We start from the raw sequence: 18,863 nt of genomic DNA, 5'->3' as shown, positions 1-18,863 counted from the left end.
TGCGCTGACTTGAACTTATGTAACTGCGACCATACACTACCTCTAACCTGAGGTAGTGTATGTCTATAGATACAGAAAAACTAAGCCAATTTTTCAGCAGAATCAAACTGGAACAGATTTATAACAGTGTGGTTATTTTTATTATTGCGGTCATTCTACTTTTAGCCGCATTTGCTTTATATCGTCCGCTTAGCCTTTCCCAAGTCACCCAGATTCAACAACTGTCTAAACAGCAAAACCTTCCCCAAACCCAAGATATGGCACTCGCCTTGTTAGAGCAGCAGCATATCCGTCGTGGGCAGTACCTTAAATTGATGCAGGCTTATCAGCAGGAATCGCTTCGGGCACGTCAGCTTCCGCCGGTCTCTGTAGAGATGCCTTAGGTATAGGATTTGTTGGTAAGTAATAATTGGCATCAATCAAATTTTGCTCCAAACGCATTTTCAAAGCATTTTGATCCAGTTCTTTATTGACAACGACCAGGGTTAAGCGATCAGGATGAAAATGCTTGCGCACTGCATTTTGTACATCTGCCGCTGTGATTTTAGCCAAGCGTTCTGGATAACTGGATAAATAATCAGTTTGCTCACTATAAAAACCCATATTGCCTAGCTGGGCATTAATGGTGGCATTACTGCTGTAATTATTAGGAAAAGCACGTAACATGCCTGCTTTGGTTTCTTCCAGACGCTGAGTATCAATAGGTTGGCTGACAAAGTGGATAAATGCTTGATGTGCGACCTGAATGCTGTCTAGCAGTTGATCCTGACGCGTGGAATACTTAAAGCTGAATACGCCGGGTGCCTGACTAAAGCTCAATGAACTATAAGCGCCATAAGTAAAACCACGTTTCACCCGTAGTTCCTGCATCAATACTGCATTAAATCCGCTACCGCCAAACATGCGATTGGCGACTTCTAAAGCCAGTTTATCTTCAGTAAAGCGGGTTGGGCCTAAATGCCCAAAGGTGACATGCGCCTGAGACGAGTTATAGGGTAGATGTACCACTTCAAAACCAGATTGAATTTCAGGCTGTGGCAATGCTTCTGCTTTTTGCCCTTGAGGTAAGTTGCCGGCAATTCGTTCAGACAGTTCGAGTGCCTGTTTCGGGCTGAGTTTGCCAGTAATGGCAATATTCATATTTTGCGCCACCAAAAACTGATCACGAAATTTTTTCAATAATTCTGCATTAATTTTCTTGGTGCTGCCTTGGGTGCCGCTGATTGGTTCTGCATAAGGGTGCTGACCATATAAAGCGCGATAAAAACGGATATCCATCAGTCGGCTTGGGTTTTCCTGCAGCTGTTTTTGTCCCACTTGGGTATTGCTTAAAGCCAGATTAATGCTGGACGGTTTAAATGACGCATTCTTAAGAACCTCCATCAGCATGCTCAACGCGGGTTCCAGTTTTTCCGGGTCTGAAAGCGTACGCAGACGGACCACAAACATGTCCCGATAGGCTTGTACGCTGAATTGTGCTCCGGTTTGGTCAAAAACTTCCGCCACCTGATTGGCGCTATATTTGTCGGTTCCTTCACGCATCAACTTGGCTGCCATATTGGATAGGCCATATAGACCTTTGGTAATTTCCTGATCACGGGCCGAACCGGCATTAAAGGTCAGCTGGATATCTACCATGGGAAGATCCTGCGTTTCAACGAACAGTGTACGTACCTTATAGCGATTGTTCAGGTCATGAATATAAGGCGCCTGAAATTCTCGTTGCTGATTAATATTTTTTAAACTTTGCAGTAAAGGGATAGACTGTAACTGACTGGGGTTGTCATTTTGGTCAGGTTGAGGGTTAAGATAGTTTTCTGCATGGGTAGCCGAGCTAAGACTTAAAATTGAAATAAGCAAAAATGAACGAAGTTGAAGCATTATAATCCCCGTTGCTGGGTGTTTTGTTCAGGAGAGAGATAAAGCGTGCTGAGATTTTCACGTACAAAATAGGCGTTTGCGACACGCTGGATATCCTGAACGCTGACACTTTCAAAGTGTTTCGGTAATTCATCCATCAGGCGATAACTCAAGCCATTGACCTCTAGATTTCCAATCATTTTGGCTTGTCCGGCAATATCATCCTGGCTATAGATCAAATTGGAAATAAAGCGGGTACTGATACGATCCACTTCCTGTTGGGTCATCGCTGTAGTTTTAAGTAAATCCACTTCATCCTGAATTGCTTGTTGTGCTTCTTGCAAAGAGATGCCCGGTGCAGGTAAGGCAGAAATACCAAACAGGCTGTCGCCGCGATTATAGGAATCATAAGAAACGCTGACAGAGGTCAGAATTTTACGATCACGTACCAATCGGTCTTGCAGACGCGAAGAAATGCCACTGTCCAAAAGACTGCGAATAATGGTCAAGGCATAAGCATCTTGGGGATTTTTTGCAGTGCTGAGGGATTTTACATTCCAGGTCATGTACAGATTGGGCACTTGAACACTGCTATTAATTTCCATATGCCGATAACCCAAACGCTCAAACTCCAGTACATCATTGCGTGCTGGTATTGGGCGTGCGGGAATGTCAGCAAAATATTTTTGTACCTGAGCCAAAGCAGCTTCAGATTCTACGTTCCCCACAATCACCAGAATGGCATTATTCGGACTGTACCAGTCCCGATACCATTTTTTGACATCATTCAACTGAATATTATTCAGGGTTTTCATGTGTCCAATCACCGGTTGGCGATAATGGCTGGTCGGATAACTGATCCATTTAAACCGTTCAAAGGCTTGCGCCCGAGGATTGTCATCGGTGCGTTGGCGCCGTTCTTCCATAACGACTTTAATTTCTGGCTCGAAGTCTTGCTGTCGAAGCAGTAAATTACTCATACGGTCAGACTCAAGTTCCAGCGCCATAGGAAAATAGGCTTTAGGATAGAGCTGATAATAATTGGTGTAATTGGTAAAGGTAGCTGCATTGATACTGCCGCCATAAATCCGGCTCAGGCGGGTAAATTCGTCATTTGGAACTTTATGGGTGCCTTTGAACATCATATGTTCAAGTGCATGTGAAACTCCTAGAATATTTCCAGATTCATCGCTGCTGCCGACTTTGTACCAGATTTGTGTCATTACCATGGGCGCACGATGGTCTTCCCGAATGATGACTTTTAAACCGTTACTTAAAGTGGTTTCAAAAGTAGTCCGTGATAATTCGCTTCGGGTTTGTGCCTGGGCCGGGCTAAAGCTCAGACTAAACAATACCGCTGCACCGAGTGGATAAAGCATCTGTCTGATCATTTGCGAGAAAGAGGAGATAGTCAAAAAGGTGATGAACACTAGATCTCCTGAAATAGGCATTTGTATTTAGAGTTATTTTTAATAAATGTGTGCTTGAAAGCAACCGAGAGCTGTAGCTTTTTGGTATGTTTGTCCAGCATTTGCATTGCTAGCTGCAAAGCAGGCAAGTTATGGTAGAATCTGGGTTTTTAACGCAATGCTTTTCAAGGATTCGGCATGCAACAGCAATCTAATGGGCAAAACAAATTTTTGATTGATGCTGATATCGGAGATGATGATGTCACATTACCGAGCTTACCTGCGGTCAATGTGCCTATCGTAGAAACGCCAAGCGAAACAGCTGTAGTTTCTGCACCTGTCGAAACAGAAACTGAAAATGAAGATTCTGCGGCGAAAGGTGGCTTCTTTAGCCGTATGAAAGTGGGTTTAACCAAAACCCGTAAAAACCTTGCCGATGGGATGGTAAATATCCTGATCGGTGGTAAAGAAATTGATGATGAATTATTAGAAGAAGTCGAAGAGCAGCTTCTGGTGGCCGATATCGGTGTGGAAGCCACCAAGACCATTATCGCTAACCTGACTGAACGTACGGCACGTGGTGATTTGATCTATTCGCATTCACTCTATAAAGCGCTTCAGGAAGAACTGGTGGCTTTATTGGCACCACGGGTAAAACCGCTGCATATTGATCCGAATAAATCGCCTTATGTGATTCTGGTAGTTGGTGTGAATGGTGTCGGTAAAACGACTACCATTGGCAAGTTGGCAAAGCGCCTGCAAGGTGAAGGCAAGACCGTCATGTTGGCAGCAGGCGATACTTTCCGTGCGGCTGCAACTGAACAGCTCCAGATCTGGGGTGAGCGTAATAATATTGCGGTTGTTGCTCAGGGTCATGGTGCTGACTCAGCTTCAGTGATTTTCGATGCTTTTGAAAGTGCGCGTGCCAAAGGTGTGGATGTATTGATTGCAGACACAGCGGGCCGTTTGCATAACAAAGGTCATTTGATGCAGGAATTGACTAAAGTAAAACGTGTAATGCAGAAAATTGATGCCACTGCACCTCATGAAGTGATGTTGGTGGTCGATGCCGGTACTGGTCAGAATGCTATTAATCAGGTCGAGATGTTTGATGAGGCGGTAGGCTTGACGGGCTTAACTATTACCAAACTTGATGGTACTGCCAAAGGTGGGGTACTGTTTAATATCGCCAGTCGTACTCATGTGCCGATTCGCTTTATTGGTGTGGGTGAAAAAATTGATGACCTGCGTCCATTCTCTGCCAAATCTTTTGTTGCTGCATTATTTGAAACTGAAAAATAAATAATGTGCAATGCTTCACATAAACTCCGCCAAGTGCGGAGTTTGTTGTTTTTGGCTGGTTTGAGTGTTGTAAAAACCGACAGTAAAACCACCACTAAATCTGCCCATCTTGATAAAGGCCTTATAATTGTAGGGGATTTTCTAAGCTGATTTGGCTTGTTTTTTGTGGGGTAGAAAATGGCATTGCTAAATAAGATTGGTCAGGTATTAACAAGCGATATAACCAAGGATTTTAAATTTTCAAGAAAAAATAAACTGAATGGTGATTTAGAACTGACTTTTGTCGATCAATTGAAAAAGCGCCGTAGTATCGATCAACTCGGTAAGCGGGTACATTATAGTCAGACTTATCTTGGCGAAATCATTCAGGAAGCAGTGCGCAGTTGCCCTTCGGCTTATGATTCTCAAACTACGCGCATTGTGGTGTTATTTGCAGATTCTCATCATCAATTCTGGGAAATTGTGAAACAGGTACAGCGTCAGCATATGCCGGCATCTATTTACGAAGGAATGGAAATCAAGTTGAATCAATGTGCTGCTGCCTATGGCACGGTTTTGTTTTATGAAGATCAAGCCGTGATTCAACAATTACAAAAGAAAATGCCATTAAATAGTGAGGATTTTCCAGCATGGTCGGAACAAACTTCCGGTATGGCGCAATTTGCCGTATGGACGACGCTGGCAGATTCTGGCTTAGGGGCATCCTTACAGCACTACAATCCACTGATTGATGAAAGGGTCGCAGAGCATTTTCAGATTGAAAAGAACTGGTTGTTACGCGCACAACTTTGCTTTGGGTCAATTGAACAAACAGTAGCAGAAAAATTACAAAAACCGGATCAGCATCGTTTCAAAGTATTTAATTAAAAGTTTATAGAACACTTTATATGTGACAGCATGGAAGCTGCGGATAAAATCAGATACAAATACGCTACTCAGATCTAAATCTGATTGTTCTATAAATAAAACACATTGTTATCGAAATGCACCTGTCTTGGGTGCTTAAAGCACGTAATATAACTTTATCGATTTTCAAATAATCAAAATATACAGAGGTGGGTTCATGGCATTTTTAGATCAAATCAAACAACGCCGTAGCATTTATTCAATTGGAAAAAATGTAGATCTGGATCAAGCAGAAATTGAGAAAATCATTAAAGATGCGGTGAAGCACAGTCCGTCATCTTTTAACTCGCAAACCTCGCGTGTGGTGATTTTATTTGGTCAATCACATGATACTTTCTGGCATATTGTACGTGAAACTTTACGTGACCTGGTTTCAGCAGATGCATTTGAATCAACTAATAGCAAGATCAATGCTTTTGCTGCGGGTTATGGTACCGCATTGTTTTATGAAGATCAGAATGTGGTGAAGTCGATGCAGGAGCAGTTTGCACTCTATGCCGATAACTTCCCGGTCTGGTCTGAGCATTCTTCCGCTATTGCACAGTTTGCAACCTGGACCGCTTTGGCAGAAAAAAATATCGGTGCTTCATTGCAGCACTACAATCCAATTATTGATGAAGAAGTCGCACAAACTTTCGAGATTCCATCTCACTGGAAGCTTCGCGCTCAACTGGTATTTGGGTCAATTGAAGCACCTGCAGGTGAAAAAACCTTTATGGATGATGCAGAGCGCTTTAAGACTTTTGCATAAATGATTTTAGATTATAAAAAAAGAAGCACTTTGATGCTTCTTTTTTTATGTCTTAGAGTTGGATTTGGATATGATGTGATATCTCTAGCAAATAAATGCTAAAAACACAGGCTGTATCGCTCTAGCTTATGTCATAAGATTGTCATTTAAGCGCGGCATAGTGCAGCTAATTTTTAATAAACAACCAAAAATGAGTAAAGGATATGGGTTTACGTATTGCGGCAACTGCAGCAGTGTTTCTGTTTAGCACATCAGTTTTTTCGGCAGTGACCGTAACAGTACCTGAAGAAATAAAAATTATTGCTGTAAATGATCAGGAGGTGAACTCGGGTCTATTGCGTTCTAATCAGACTTATAGCTTGGATGCAGGTATAAATGCGATCAGTGTGCGCTATAACGAATTTTTCCAGCATTCAGACAATTCACATGATATTTTAAAGTCAGGTGTGGTTACGGTAAAAACACCAAGCCTTAAAGATGGCGAAACTTATCGTTTAGCACTCATTCAGGCGCCTAAAGATTTTGATGCAGCGCAAAAATATAAAAATCAGCCCATTATTGGGCTATATGATGCAAAAAATCAGCTCCTAGTCCAGCAGACGGGCGCTAAAGATGCAGCGAAACCATGGTTTGGAAATCGCGTGTTGACTAAAAAATTAGATATGACGACTCAAGTTGCGACACCAGTTCATCAACCGGCAGCTGTATATACTCAGTCAGCAGACCAGAATGATCAGCAGCTGATTCAATTATGGCAAAAGGCTTCTAAAGCTGAGCGTCAAAAATTTATGACTTGGCTGGCTGAGCAGGCAAATTAAAATATTTTGATGAAGAATCAAAAAGATCACCATTAGGGTGATCTTTTTTTATGAGATGAGGGCTGGAAAATTAACATTTGCTTAAACTTTTCATGCGGAATTAGCTAGAAAAACGCAAAAAAAGTGTTAAAAATAGCTTTTTAGATTAAAAAATAAACGTATGGTTGGTTTTTTTGGATATTTTTAAGAAAATCCCTTGCGCTCGTTTTGAAACTGTATAGAATACGCAGCACACCAACGCAATGCATGAAACGAAACGTTAAATAATTGGGTTGGAGCTTGAAACTGACGAGGTTTTAAGAAGATCATTAAGAGATTATGAAGAACAACTTGTGTGGATTTTTACTGGTTGATTGATCGAAATTATTTTCATTGATTGATGGTAGAAATTACTCGAAGTTTATTTGAGAAATATTTGTCAGAAAATTGATGAGCCAAGATTGGTGTCCTTTAAGGCACTACATAGTATTAAACTGAAGAGTTTGATCATGGCTCAGATTGAACGCTGGCGGCAGGCTTAACACATGCAAGTCGAGCGGGGAAAGGTAGCTTGCTACCTGACCTAGCGGCGGACGGGTGAGTAATGCTTAGGAATCTGCCTATTAGTGGGGGACAACATCTCGAAAGGGATGCTAATACCGCATACGTCCTACGGGAGAAAGCAGGGGACCTTCGGGCCTTGCGCTAATAGATGAGCCTAAGTCGGATTAGCTAGTTGGTGGGGTAAAGGCCTACCAAGGCGACGATCTGTAGCGGGTCTGAGAGGATGATCCGCCACACTGGGACTGAGACACGGCCCAGACTCCTACGGGAGGCAGCAGTGGGGAATATTGGACAATGGGGGGAACCCTGATCCAGCCATGCCGCGTGTGTGAAGAAGGCCTTTTGGTTGTAAAGCACTTTAAGCGAGGAGGAGGCTACCGAGATTAATACTCTTGGATAGTGGACGTTACTCGCAGAATAAGCACCGGCTAACTCTGTGCCAGCAGCCGCGGTAATACAGAGGGTGCAAGCGTTAATCGGATTTACTGGGCGTAAAGCGCGCGTAGGTGGCCAATTAAGTCAAATGTGAAATCCCCGAGCTTAACTTGGGAATTGCATTCGATACTGGTTGGCTAGAGTATGGGAGAGGATGGTAGAATTCCAGGTGTAGCGGTGAAATGCGTAGAGATCTGGAGGAATACCGATGGCGAAGGCAGCCATCTGGCCTAATACTGACACTGAGGTGCGAAAGCATGGGGAGCAAACAGGATTAGATACCCTGGTAGTCCATGCCGTAAACGATGTCTACTAGCCGTTGGGGCCTTTGAGGCTTTAGTGGCGCAGCTAACGCGATAAGTAGACCGCCTGGGGAGTACGGTCGCAAGACTAAAACTCAAATGAATTGACGGGGGCCCGCACAAGCGGTGGAGCATGTGGTTTAATTCGATGCAACGCGAAGAACCTTACCTGGTCTTGACATAGTAAGAACTTTTCAGAGATGGATTGGTGCCTTCGGGAACTTACATACAGGTGCTGCATGGCTGTCGTCAGCTCGTGTCGTGAGATGTTGGGTTAAGTCCCGCAACGAGCGCAACCCTTTTCCTTATTTGCCAGCGGGTTAAGCCGGGAACTTTAAGGATACTGCCAGTGACAAACTGGAGGAAGGCGGGGACGACGTCAAGTCATCATGGCCCTTACGACCAGGGCTACACACGTGCTACAATGGTCGGTACAAAGGGTTGCTACCACGCGAGTGGATGCTAATCTCAAAAAGCCGATCGTAGTCCGGATTGGAGTCTGCAACTCGACTCCATGAAGTCGGAATCGCTAGTAATCGCGGATCAGAATGCCGCGGTGAATACGTTCCCGGGCCTTGTACACACCGCCCGTCACACCATGGGAGTTTGTTGCACCAGAAGTAGGTAGTCTAACCTTAGGGGGGACGCTTACCACGGTGTGGCAGATGACTGGGGTGAAGTCGTAACAAGGTAGCCGTAGGGGAACCTGCGGCTGGATCACCTCCTTAACGAAAGATTGACGATTGGTAAGAATCCACAACAAGTTGTTCTTCATACGATGTATCTGAGGGTCTGTAGCTCAGTTGGTTAGAGCACACGCTTGATAAGCGTGGGGTCACAAGTTCAAGTCTTGTCAGACCCACCAAATCTGACTAACGAAGCATGAAAGTGCTGAAGCAAACAGAACAGAACGATACATTGACTTATTGATAAGCTGGGGACTTAGCTTAGTTGGTAGAGCGCCTGCTTTGCACGCAGGAGGTCAGGAGTTCGACTCTCCTAGTCTCCACCATACATTCCTACGGAATGTATAAAGACAAAAGCTAATAAATAGACAATCAGTTGATTGTTAGTTTAGTCCTTAAGCGATCAAGTGATGAGATCCTAGAGATTAACAAGTACAAGCGTTATGATACGCGCACTTGATAACCTCTGTGATTTATCACAGTTTCCTGACCTGACGAAGGCTGGAAAAATCATTAACAGAATATATTTGAGTTGAAATAATTTGTTCAAACTCGTTTCAAGTAGGCAACTACAAGAAATGAGTTCTAGCGAAATTAACTGAATCAAGCGTTTTGGTATATGAATCTAATTGAAGCTGTACAGTAGTTAAGTCTACGAAACGCCAACTGTATGAGTAAGTCGCAAGACGAACTCTGTTGCTTATCCCACTTGTAAGGATAAACGACTGTTTGGGGTTGTATAGTCAAGTAATTAAGTGCATGTGGTGGATGCCTTGGCAGTCAGAGGCGATGAAAGACGTGATAGCCTGCGAAAAGCTCCGGGGAGGCGGCAAATATCCTGTGATCCGGAGATGTCTGAATGGGGAAACCCACTTACCATAAGGTAGGTATTGCAACATGAATACATAGTGTTGCAAGGCGAACGAGGGGAAGTGAAACATCTCAGTACCCTTAGGAAAAGAAATCAATTGAGATTCCCTCAGTAGCGGCGAGCGAAAGGGGAAGAGCCCATTAAGTCATATAAGTTCTAGTGGAACGCTCTGGGAAGTGCGACCGTAGACGGTGATAGTCCTGTACACGAAAGGGCTTATATGATGATGTCGAGTAGGGCGAGGCACGTGAAACCTTGTCTGAATATGGGGGGACCATCCTCCAAGGCTAAATACTCCTGACTGACCGATAGTGAACCAGTACCGTGAGGGAAAGGCGAAAAGAACCCCTGTGAGGGGAGTGAAATAGATCCTGAAACCGCATGCATACAAGCAGTGGGAGCCGGCTTAGTCCGGTGACTGCGTACCTTTTGTATAATGGGTCAGCGACTTATATTCAGTAGCAAGGTTAACCGAATAGGGGAGCCGTAGGGAAACCGAGTCTTAATAGGGCGTTTAGTTGCTGGGTATAGACCCGAAACCAGGTGATCTATCCATGAGCAGGTTGAAGGTTGGGTAACACTAACTGGAGGACCGAACCCACTGTCGTTGAAAAGCCAGGGGATGACTTGTGGATAGGGGTGAAAGGCTAATCAAACTTGGTGATAGCTGGTTCTCCCCGAAAGCTATTTAGGTAGCGCCTCGGACGAATACCATTGGGGGTAGAGCACTGTTTCGGCTAGGGGGTCATCCCGACTTACCAAACCGATGCAAACTCCGAATACCAATGAGTACTATCCGGGAGACAGACTGCGGGTGCTAACGTCCGTAGTCAAGAGGAAAACAATCCAGACCGCCAGCTAAGGCCCCAAAATTATAGTTAAGTGGGAAACGATGTGGGAAGGCATAGACAGCTAGGAGGTTGGCTTAGAAGCAGCCACCCTTTAAAGAAAGCGTAATAGCTCACTAGTCGAGTCGGCCTGCGCGGAAGATGTAACGGGGCTAAAACTATATGCCGAAGCTGCGGATGCATAATTTATTATGCGTGGTAGGGGAGCGTTCTGTAAGCCGATGAAGGTGGATTGAGAAGTTTGCTGGAGGTATCAGAAGTGCGAATGCTGACGTGAGTAACGACAATGCGAGTGAAAAACTCGCACGCTGAAAGACCAAGGGTTCCAGTCCAACGTTAATCGGGGCTGGGTGAGTCGACCCCTAAGGCGAGGCCGAGAGGCGTAGTCGATGGGAAATTGGTTAATATTCCAATACTTCTGTGTAATGCGATGAGAGGACGGAGAAGGTTAAGTCAGCCTGGCGTTGGTTGTCCAGGTGGAAGGTTGTAGGCATGTATCTTAGGCAAATCCGGGGTACTCTATGCTGAGAACTGATAGCAAGCTGTACTTGTACAGTGAAGTGGCTGATACCATGCTTCCAGGAAAAGTCTCTAAGCTTCAGTTACACAGGAATCGTACCCGAAACCGACACAGGTGGTCAGGTCGAGTAGACCAAAGCGCTTGAGAGAACTCTGCTGAAGGAACTAGGCAAAATGGTACCGTAACTTCGGGAGAAGGTACGCTGTTGTCTGTGATAGGACTTGCTCCTTGAGCGGCCGACAGCCTCAGAAACCAGGCCCCTGCAACTGTTTATTAAAAACATAGCACTCTGCAAACACGAAAGTGGACGTATAGGGTGTGATGCCTGCCCGGTGCTGGAAGGTTAATTGATGGGGTTAGCGTAAGCGAAGCTCTTGATCGAAGCCCCAGTAAACGGCGGCCGTAACTATAACGGTCCTAAGGTAGCGAAATTCCTTGTCGGGTAAGTTCCGACCTGCACGAATGGCATAATGATGGGGGCGCTGTCTCCAGCAGAGACTCAGTGAAATCGAATTCGCCGTGAAGATGCGGTGTACCCGCGGCTAGACGGAAAGACCCCGTGAACCTTTACTGCAGCTTGACATTGAACTTTGATCTTACTTGTGTAGGATAGGTGGGAGGCTTTGAAGTCGCGACGCTAGTTGCGATGGAGCCGTCCTTGAAATACCACCCTGGTAATATTGAGGTTCTAACTCTGTCCCGTTATCCGGGACGAGGACCATGTCTGGTGGGTAGTTTGACTGGGGCGGTCTCCTCCTAAAGAGTAACGGAGGAGTACGAAGGTGCGCTCAGCGTGGTCGGAAATCACGCGTAGAGTATAAAGGCAAAAGCGCGCTTAACTGCGAGACCCACAAGTCGAGCAGGTACGAAAGTAGGTCTTAGTGATCCGGTGGTTCTGTATGGAAGGGCCATCGCTCAACGGATAAAAGGTACTCTGGGGATAACAGGCTGATACCGCCCAAGAGTTCATATCGACGGCGGTGTTTGGCACCTCGATGTCGGCTCATCTCATCCTGGGGCTGAAGCAGGTCCCAAGGGTATGGCTGTTCGCCATTTAAAGAGGTACGCGAGCTGGGTTTAGAACGTCGTGAGACAGTTCGGTCCCTATCTACCGTGGGCGTTGGAAATTTGAGAGGATCTGCTCCTAGTACGAGAGGACCAGAGTGGACGAACCTCTGGTGTACCGGTTGTCACGCCAGTGGCATCGCCGGGTAGCTATGTTCGGAAGGGATAACCGCTGAAAGCATCTAAGCGGGAAGCCTACCTCAAGATAAGATTTCCCCGAGACTTTATGTCTCCTAAAGAGCCGTTGAAGACTACGACGTTGATAGGTTGGATGTGGAAGCATAGTGATATGTGAAGCTGACCAATACTAATTGCTCGTGAGGCTTGACTATACAACACCCAAACAGTTGTTGTACGAAGCTCGATTGATTCGATATTAAACAAAACAGCTTGATTTAGTTACGCTAAACGAACAAACTACTGCAACTCAGATATACCTGTTAATGAATTCTATTTGGTAGAAAGCAAGGCATCTCAATAAGACCTAGCAAGTATCCATAAACAGTTGTGCTGGCGACCATAGCAAGAGTGAACCACCTGATCCCTTCCCGAACTCAGAAGTGAAACCTCTTAGCGCTGATGGTAGTGTGGGGTTACCCATGTGAGAGTAAGTCATCGCCAGCTCATTATTCGAAAATCCCCCTCCGCTAAGGCAGAGGGGGATTTTTTTGTGCGTGGAATTTTAGATAAGATATTTAACATATCTATATCTCAAAGTTGATCAGATTCTTCTGAGACAGAGAATTCCTGTTAATTTGTTTGACCTATTGGGATCTCTGTAAAACTAGCGCTATAAGAGTTTACAAGCTGATCTTATAAACCTTACAAAATAAAAAACCAGCGAATCGCTGGTTTTTTATTGCAGACTATTTTAGCTGAATATATATATCATGGCTGAGATTAATAGGTTGTAGGTATACTTTCATGGTAAAAACTTTAATGGACACAATTAGCGATTACTATTTACCAAATATTAAATAAAATAGCCTAAGTATGGTTAAATTAATTCTCTTTATTCAGTCATTAGAGAGAGTCTTTTAGCATTTTTTTATGCTGTTTTACTTGGTTGGCATAACGTTTACCTTGTTTACGCATTTTACGATTATTTTCATAACCTGACGGACCTACATTATAATAGGCAAGCGCTTTCTTCCAGTCACCGGATGATTGATTATATTTAGAAAGAATATATGTACCACATTGGATATTACTGCTTTCATTGTATAAATCACCTGGACAAGTTTGTTGCCAATATCTCGGAATCACTTGCATCAAGCCTACCGCACCTGCTGGCGAAGTTGCTTGGCTACGATAAGTAGATTCCTGACGAATCACAGCCGCCACTAGAAGCGGATCTACACCCTGATTTTGTGCATGTTGAACAATTAAAGGTGAAACACGATTAGCTGTACTGGATGGGGTGGAATAAGCAGTTTGAATGCCTTTAGACAGCTTAGCTGCGCGTTTTTCTACCGAGCCTCCGCCCAAGGATGAACAACCCGCAAAAAGAAAAGTGCTCAATAAAATAGAGGAAAATTTAAAAGATTGAGAATGAAATAGTGAACGTTTAGATTTAATTGGATTGAATAAATGAGAAACAAACAAACTGTGAATTCCATGCCTGAATAAACGTATTTCGATGTTAGGCAGCCTATATACAAGAGTCAAGCTTGCTGCTGATGAAAGCACTTTATTAATGTACAAACTTTATCTATCTACTAAAAAATCTCTAAATTGAAAGGGTCTTTAGCATCCAGATTTCACAGGCATCACTATGTCCGGTATTGCCTTCAGGATAATCAAGATGCTGAAAACCTAATTTTTCATAGAGTTTCACCGCTTGCCAAAGCGCTTTAGTTGTTTCTAGATAGACTGACTTAATTTGATGAGTCTGTGCAAATTCAAAGGATAATTCTAAAATTTTCTTGGCAAAACCCTGCTGACGAATTTCAGGTAAAAAGTACATTTTCTGAATTTCTAAAATAGTTGCATCACCTTTTAATGGCGCAATTCCACCACCCCCGTAAATTTTATTTTGTTGATCCACAACAACCCAGTAGGCTGATTTTGGTTGCTGATAAACTTGATATAGCTCATCTAGAATAGAATCACCTACGGCAAAACCAGATTCTGCTGCCAGTCCAAATTCTTGGGAAACACGACGAATAATGTTTGCAATTTGGGCATTATCTTCAGGCTGAATAGGACGAATAGAGTACATATTGGACTGATTTTATTTTGAAAAAACGATGAATTTTTATAACCTTAAATCCTTAAAAAATCCATCGTTTAATTAACTCATGTAAGTTTAATTCGCTATTTAATGAGTAATCATTATTTTAATTCGCTCGATGATTTTCCTAGTTCCCGACGGGCAATAATCAGTTGCTGAATTTGCTGGGTGCCTTCAAAAATATCCAGAATCTTGGAATCACGCGCCCATTTTTCTAAAAGTTCAGTTTCGTTATAACCAATGGCTGCCGCAAGTTCGACACATTTTAAGGTAATTTCATTACCGATCCGACCGGCCTTGGCTTTGGCAATAGATGCTTCACGTGAATTTGGTTTGTGATTATCGGCCATCCAGGCGGCTTTCAGCATCAGCAAGCGTGCTGCTTCCCATTCAGCTTCCATACGATAGATTTGTGCTGCGATATTAGAGCTTTGTAAATACGGTGTGGCATAAGTGGAGTCCAGCTGATCCTTAAAAATTTCCTTGATGCGTTCCAGCGAGGCTTTCGCACAACCAATCGCCATGGCGGCGACCAGCGGACGAGTATTATCAAAGGTTTCCATCACGCCAGCAAAGCCTTTAGCAACATCGATTTCTGCATGGCCGAGCAAGTTTGCAGCAGGTACTCGACAGTTAATAAAGCTGATCGTGGCAGTATCGGATGATTTAATCCCTAATTTATGTTCCAGTCGTTCAACCTTCATTCCTGGAGTACCTTTGGTCACCACAAATGATTTAATGGCTGATCGTCCCAGCTTTTTATCCAGAGTTGCCCAAACGACCACTGCATCAGCACGCTCTCCAGAGGTCACAAAAATCTTCTCACCATTCAGAATATAATCATCACCGTCTTTGGTCGCAGTGGTACGAATCGCAGCGGAATCTGACCCACAACCTGACTCGGTAATCGCCATGGCCGCCCAAGTTCCATGAAAACGGTGCAATTGCTCCTCATTGGCAACAGCTGCAATGGCTGAGTTTCCTAATCCTTGGCGTGGCATCGAGAGTAATAAGCCAGTATCGCCATAACACATTTCAATAATGCTTAGGGCGGTAGACATATTGATGCCATTTTTATTAGTCGTATCTGCAGCGCCACGTTTATTGACTGCTGCACCAGCATTCATGCCTTCACTACCTTGGTTCATGCCATCCACGACTGAAGCGAGCATGTCTAGCTCTATCGGATAAGCATGTTCAGCCTTATCATATTTACGTGAAATCGGACGCAAAACATTGAGGGCAACTTCATGTGCTTGATCAATCAAAAGCTTGAATTTTTTTGGAGTTTGTAGATTCATCATTGTTCTTCTTTATGTTCTGATCAGGCATGCAAGCCAGAATGGAGAATGGCAGTGGCTCTCAGGTCTCTATACCAGCGTTCTACCGGATGTTCTTTGGTAAAACCATGACCACCCAAAATCTGTACACCATCGGTGCCTATTTTCATGGATTTTTCTGCACAGAGTAGGCGTGCCAGATAAGCTTCACGATGAAAAGCTTGACCGGATTCAGCCAGACTGGCGGCATTCAGGATCAACATTTGCATAGCGTCAATTTCAATGGCCATATCGGCAATCATAAAGGCGACATTCTGACGATGGGAAATCGGTTCACCAAAAGCGATACGTTCATTGGCATATTGCACACAGTATTTTTTGACTGCTTCACAGGTGCCCACCGCCATCGCACACCACATCAAATTGCCCAAATCTACGAATGCACAATAATCAAAATCTTTATCCCCTAGACGATGTGCCGGAGTATTTTCAAATTTGAGCGTGACTGTTTCTGTAGCTTTTAAACCCATAGCAGGCGACTTTTTCGCAGTGAGGGTGCTGTCGCATTGCACCACAAAGATCTCAGCTCTGCCATCCAGATCAGCACTGACCAGATACAGATCGGCACTTTCTCCCAAGAGCACCAAGGTCTTTTCACCCCGAATCAGATAATGTCCCTGATGTGCAACAGCCTTGGTTCTAAGTTGCTCCGGGTTAAACGCTGCTGTTTCTTCCTGCACTGCAAAGGTGGCCTTTAACTCAGGATTCTCTGCGAAAGCGCCCAGATATTCTGCCTGAATCTGCTCTGAGCCCCAGCGGGTAATGGCGTTAATGACACTAAAAGTCGAAAGTAAGCCAGCCGTCAGACTGAAATCACCCTGAGCTAAATGTTGAGCGATTAAAATATTACTGACGATATTCTGTTCTGATGCAACGCCCCCCAATGCTTCAGGCAGGGCATAGAAATTCAAACCTAAATCAGTGCTATATTACCAGAGTTCATGGGGAAATAATTCATGCTGATCTGCATTATGCGCCAAGGGATATAGCACCTCTTGGGCAAATTGCTGCATGGCATTACAGGTCATTTGCTGTTCTTCAGTCAGGTTCAGATCAAATAAGGATTTGGACTGATGCGGCAGACGCTGTTTTTGAATCTTCTGGCCAGATTTCAGGATTTTCTGGGTTTGACTCAGGGTTTTGAATCCTGCTTTTGAACTTTGATAAAGTGATTTTTCTACAAATTTACGCAGTTTTAATTGATCTAATACTTCGCTGCCCGCGATTTTTGTCAGTAGGGATAAGCCAAATCCTTGGGCTTTATTCACCATATTATTCATTCTGATTATCCTAAAGGTGTTGTCACGTTATTTTTTTAATACTGACATGCACTCAGAGATAAAACCATGTCATCCCTGACATGAATGATTGACAATTTTTAGGTTTCGGGGATTGAAGAAATGGAGGAATAAATTAATGAAAAATAAAAGAAAGATAAAAATATAAAAAATCGAATATGTCTAAAAATTGACCCGAATGACAAAATCATCCGGGTCTTTTTGATGCAGGTTTTATTTTAAGAGAGATGATGTTTAATCATGGCACGCACATTGGTTTTGGCATCAATCACGGTCATAAAAGTATAGGCACCAATAAATTTACGGCTAATAAACATAAATTCTTTGGGTGGAACACTGAAATAACGTGAAGCCATAGATCTCGACGCCTGTTGCATCACACGGCTATGCAGCTGGCTTTTTTTCCAGTCATAGCGATTATGTTCATCCATGATGCCGGCTGGCAATTCCTGATTATTTAGCGGTGAACTAAACGCTTCGGTGGCCAGTAAAAAGACTTTGGCCATATCCGGTTTGATGCTTTGTGGAATCGAATCAAAAAATTCATAACCAGTCATCGCTTTGACCATCATATCCGAGTCATGATGATAGCCTGCTTGAATCAGATTACGTGCAACACTCAGCAGATGCTGGTCAAACTGACGGATCGCGCCAAAGTCGAGCAGAATGATCTTGTCGTGCACATCTGCGCCATTGCCGAGACGAACCAGATAATTACCAAAGTTCGGATCGGTTTGCATCTCGCCCCATTCGAAAATTTCACGTACTGCAATTTCCAGAGAGGCTTCACCTAACTGGTTGCGGCGTTCTTGGGGCAGGGACAACATCACCGGGCTATTGATCGGCACACCGCGTTGGAAGGTCATGCACAGCACACGATCAGAGCAATATTCATTAATAATGGTCGGGACGATATAGCGAGGATCATCTTTTAAACGGGCAGCAAAACGACGCGTGGTATCTGCTTCAATCTGATAATTTACTTCACGGTGCATCATCTCACGGACTTCATCGAACCACTGGTCGAATTCGCGGGTCTGCGGCACGATGCGAGTCAATTTCAGCATGTTTTTAAACAGGCTCATATCCGAATCAATGGCTTCTGCCACACCCGGATACTGAATTTTTAACACCAGTTCCATGCCATCAGATTTTCGGGTAGCGCGATGTACCTGTGCCAAAGAAGCTGTGCCCAAAGGTTCATGATCAATGGTGAGATCGTCGAGTTTTGAACCGAGTTGTTGCTGTAACTGGGTCTTGATGGCTGGCCATGCCAATGCCACCGTCTGATTGTTCAGGGTATTTAGAGCTTGAGTGACTTCTTCTGGCAGAAAATGCTCACCATACAGTGCCATCATCTGGCCAATTTTAACGATAGAACCTTTTAGCTTGCCAATTTCTGCCACCAGATAATCAGCCTGTTCTTTCATGGCTTTTTTACGTTTCTTTTCTTTTTCTTCTTCACTTGAGAACATGGAGCTTGCACTAGAAGCCGCCCAACGCGTGCCTGCCAGCAAGGATGCCTTTGCGATCGATAAGCGTCGATCCATAGAGGAGGTTTTCAGTTGTTTAAGCTTATCGTTCTGATCTGACATGTAAACTCGATCCTTTCATCATCAGCATGAAGCAGAATAAATCATTGTAAGGGATAGTAGCGTTTCTGCACGTATTAAAAA

General features: G+C 44.0%; 11 protein-coding genes, 2 tRNA genes, 3 rRNA genes and 1 pseudogene. 10 read left to right on the top strand and 7 right to left on the bottom strand.

Annotated elements, in window-relative coordinates; all coding sequences use genetic code 11:
• The first annotated feature begins 59 nt into the window (after positions 1 to 59).
• A complete protein-coding gene (locus HGD77_RS08520; RefSeq protein ID WP_004731236.1) occupies positions 60 to 383 on the top strand; it encodes a hypothetical protein in 324 nt (107 codons plus the stop codon).
• On the opposite strand, the gene HGD77_RS08515 is transcribed toward HGD77_RS08520, so the two are convergent.
• Together HGD77_RS08515 and HGD77_RS08510 are read right to left on the bottom strand one after the other, a co-directional pair.
• Positions 307 to 1,881, bottom strand: coding sequence for a M16 family metallopeptidase (locus tag HGD77_RS08515; protein WP_004731233.1), 1,575 nt, complete (start codon positions 1,879 to 1,881; stop codon positions 307 to 309). The two genes, HGD77_RS08520 and HGD77_RS08515, sit on opposite strands and share 77 nt — an antisense overlap.
• A complete protein-coding gene (locus HGD77_RS08510; protein WP_004731232.1) occupies positions 1,881 to 3,290 on the bottom strand; it encodes a M16 family metallopeptidase in 1,410 nt (469 codons plus the stop codon). Before HGD77_RS08510 ends, HGD77_RS08515 begins: the two co-directional genes overlap by 1 nt.
• A 177-nt stretch (positions 3,291 to 3,467) precedes the next feature.
• Here HGD77_RS08510 and ftsY point away from each other — a divergent pair, with 177 nt between their 5' ends.
• From ftsY to rrf, 9 genes are all read left to right on the top strand, one after another.
• Positions 3,468 to 4,571: a signal recognition particle-docking protein FtsY gene (gene ftsY / locus HGD77_RS08505; protein ID WP_004278679.1), complete on the top strand. Its 1,104-nt coding sequence runs from the start codon at positions 3,468 to 3,470 to the stop codon at positions 4,569 to 4,571.
• 177 nt (positions 4,572 to 4,748) lie between these two features.
• Complete coding sequence (locus HGD77_RS08500; protein WP_004731229.1) at positions 4,749 to 5,438, top strand: nitroreductase family protein; 690 nt, start codon at positions 4,749 to 4,751, stop codon at positions 5,436 to 5,438.
• Positions 5,439 to 5,634: 196 nt separating this feature from the next.
• A complete protein-coding gene (locus tag HGD77_RS08495; RefSeq protein WP_004731228.1) occupies positions 5,635 to 6,228 on the top strand; it encodes a nitroreductase family protein in 594 nt (197 codons plus the stop codon).
• A 203-nt stretch (positions 6,229 to 6,431) separates the two neighbouring features.
• On the top strand, positions 6,432 to 7,046 hold the full coding sequence (locus HGD77_RS08490; protein WP_004731226.1) for a DUF2057 family protein: 615 nt from the start codon (positions 6,432 to 6,434) through the stop codon (positions 7,044 to 7,046).
• Positions 7,047 to 7,516: 470 nt separating this feature from the next.
• Positions 7,517 to 9,054: ribosomal RNA gene (locus tag HGD77_RS08485) — 16S ribosomal RNA — on the top strand.
• A gap of 60 nt (positions 9,055 to 9,114) precedes the next feature.
• Positions 9,115 to 9,191: transfer RNA gene (locus HGD77_RS08480), tRNA-Ile, on the top strand.
• A gap of 71 nt (positions 9,192 to 9,262) precedes the next feature.
• Positions 9,263 to 9,338, top strand: a tRNA-Ala gene (locus HGD77_RS08475).
• A gap of 415 nt (positions 9,339 to 9,753) precedes the next feature.
• Positions 9,754 to 12,648: ribosomal RNA gene (locus HGD77_RS08470) — 23S ribosomal RNA — on the top strand.
• A gap of 177 nt (positions 12,649 to 12,825) precedes the next feature.
• Positions 12,826 to 12,940, top strand: a 5S ribosomal RNA gene (gene rrf, locus HGD77_RS08465).
• Together the 16S, 23S and 5S rRNA genes with 2 tRNA genes alongside form the textbook arrangement of a ribosomal RNA operon.
• A gap of 399 nt (positions 12,941 to 13,339) precedes the next feature.
• On the opposite strand, the gene HGD77_RS08460 is transcribed toward rrf, so the two are convergent.
• The 5 genes and pseudogenes from HGD77_RS08460 to HGD77_RS08440 form a co-directional block, all read right to left on the bottom strand.
• Complete coding sequence (locus HGD77_RS08460; RefSeq protein ID WP_004731225.1) at positions 13,340 to 13,921, bottom strand: lytic transglycosylase domain-containing protein; 582 nt, start codon at positions 13,919 to 13,921, stop codon at positions 13,340 to 13,342.
• A gap of 124 nt (positions 13,922 to 14,045) precedes the next feature.
• Positions 14,046 to 14,537 (bottom strand): GNAT family N-acetyltransferase, encoded by a 492-nt coding sequence (locus HGD77_RS08455; protein WP_004731223.1) that lies wholly within the window; start codon positions 14,535 to 14,537, stop codon positions 14,046 to 14,048.
• 113 nt (positions 14,538 to 14,650) lie between these two features.
• Positions 14,651 to 15,850 carry an acyl-CoA dehydrogenase family protein gene (locus tag HGD77_RS08450; protein ID WP_004731221.1) on the bottom strand — a complete coding sequence of 400 codons (1,200 nt, stop codon included), beginning with the start codon at positions 15,848 to 15,850 and terminating at the stop codon, positions 14,651 to 14,653.
• A gap of 23 nt (positions 15,851 to 15,873) precedes the next feature.
• Positions 15,874 to 17,160 (bottom strand): annotated as a pseudogene (locus tag HGD77_RS08445) (acyl-CoA dehydrogenase family protein).
• 245 nt (positions 17,161 to 17,405) lie between these two features.
• Positions 17,406 to 18,782 (bottom strand): ABC1 kinase family protein, encoded by a 1,377-nt coding sequence (locus HGD77_RS08440; RefSeq protein ID WP_004731216.1) that lies wholly within the window; start codon positions 18,780 to 18,782, stop codon positions 17,406 to 17,408.
• Between the last annotated feature and the right edge of the window lie 81 nt (positions 18,783 to 18,863).

It is taken from the genome of Acinetobacter sp. NEB149 (assembly GCF_012516415.1).
Taxonomy (GTDB): Bacteria; Pseudomonadota; Gammaproteobacteria; order Pseudomonadales; family Moraxellaceae; genus Acinetobacter; species Acinetobacter lwoffii_V.
The sequence above is the reverse complement of the archived record's forward strand: the minus strand, read 5'-3'. Positions and strand labels throughout refer to the sequence as shown.

Bases quoted from the DNA above. Each gene is read 5' to 3' on its own strand.
- HGD77_RS08515 (WP_004731233.1), bottom strand. From the start codon at position 1,881: ATGCTTCAACTTCGTTCATTTTTGCTTATTTCAATTTTAAGTCTTAGC.
- ftsY (WP_004278679.1), top strand. From the start codon at position 3,468: ATGCAACAGCAATCTAATGGGCAAAACAAATTTTTGATTGATGCTGAT.
- HGD77_RS08490 (WP_004731226.1), top strand. From the start codon at position 6,432: ATGGGTTTACGTATTGCGGCAACTGCAGCAGTGTTTCTGTTTAGCACA.
- HGD77_RS08440 (WP_004731216.1), bottom strand. From the start codon at position 18,782: ATGTCAGATCAGAACGATAAGCTTAAACAACTGAAAACCTCCTCTATG.
- HGD77_RS08520 (WP_004731236.1), top strand. From the start codon at position 60: ATGTCTATAGATACAGAAAAACTAAGCCAATTTTTCAGCAGAATCAAA.
- HGD77_RS08455 (WP_004731223.1), bottom strand. From the start codon at position 14,537: ATGTACTCTATTCGTCCTATTCAGCCTGAAGATAATGCCCAAATTGCA.
- HGD77_RS08500 (WP_004731229.1), top strand. From the start codon at position 4,749: ATGGCATTGCTAAATAAGATTGGTCAGGTATTAACAAGCGATATAACC.
- HGD77_RS08495 (WP_004731228.1), top strand. From the start codon at position 5,635: ATGGCATTTTTAGATCAAATCAAACAACGCCGTAGCATTTATTCAATT.
- HGD77_RS08450 (WP_004731221.1), bottom strand. From the start codon at position 15,850: ATGAATCTACAAACTCCAAAAAAATTCAAGCTTTTGATTGATCAAGCA.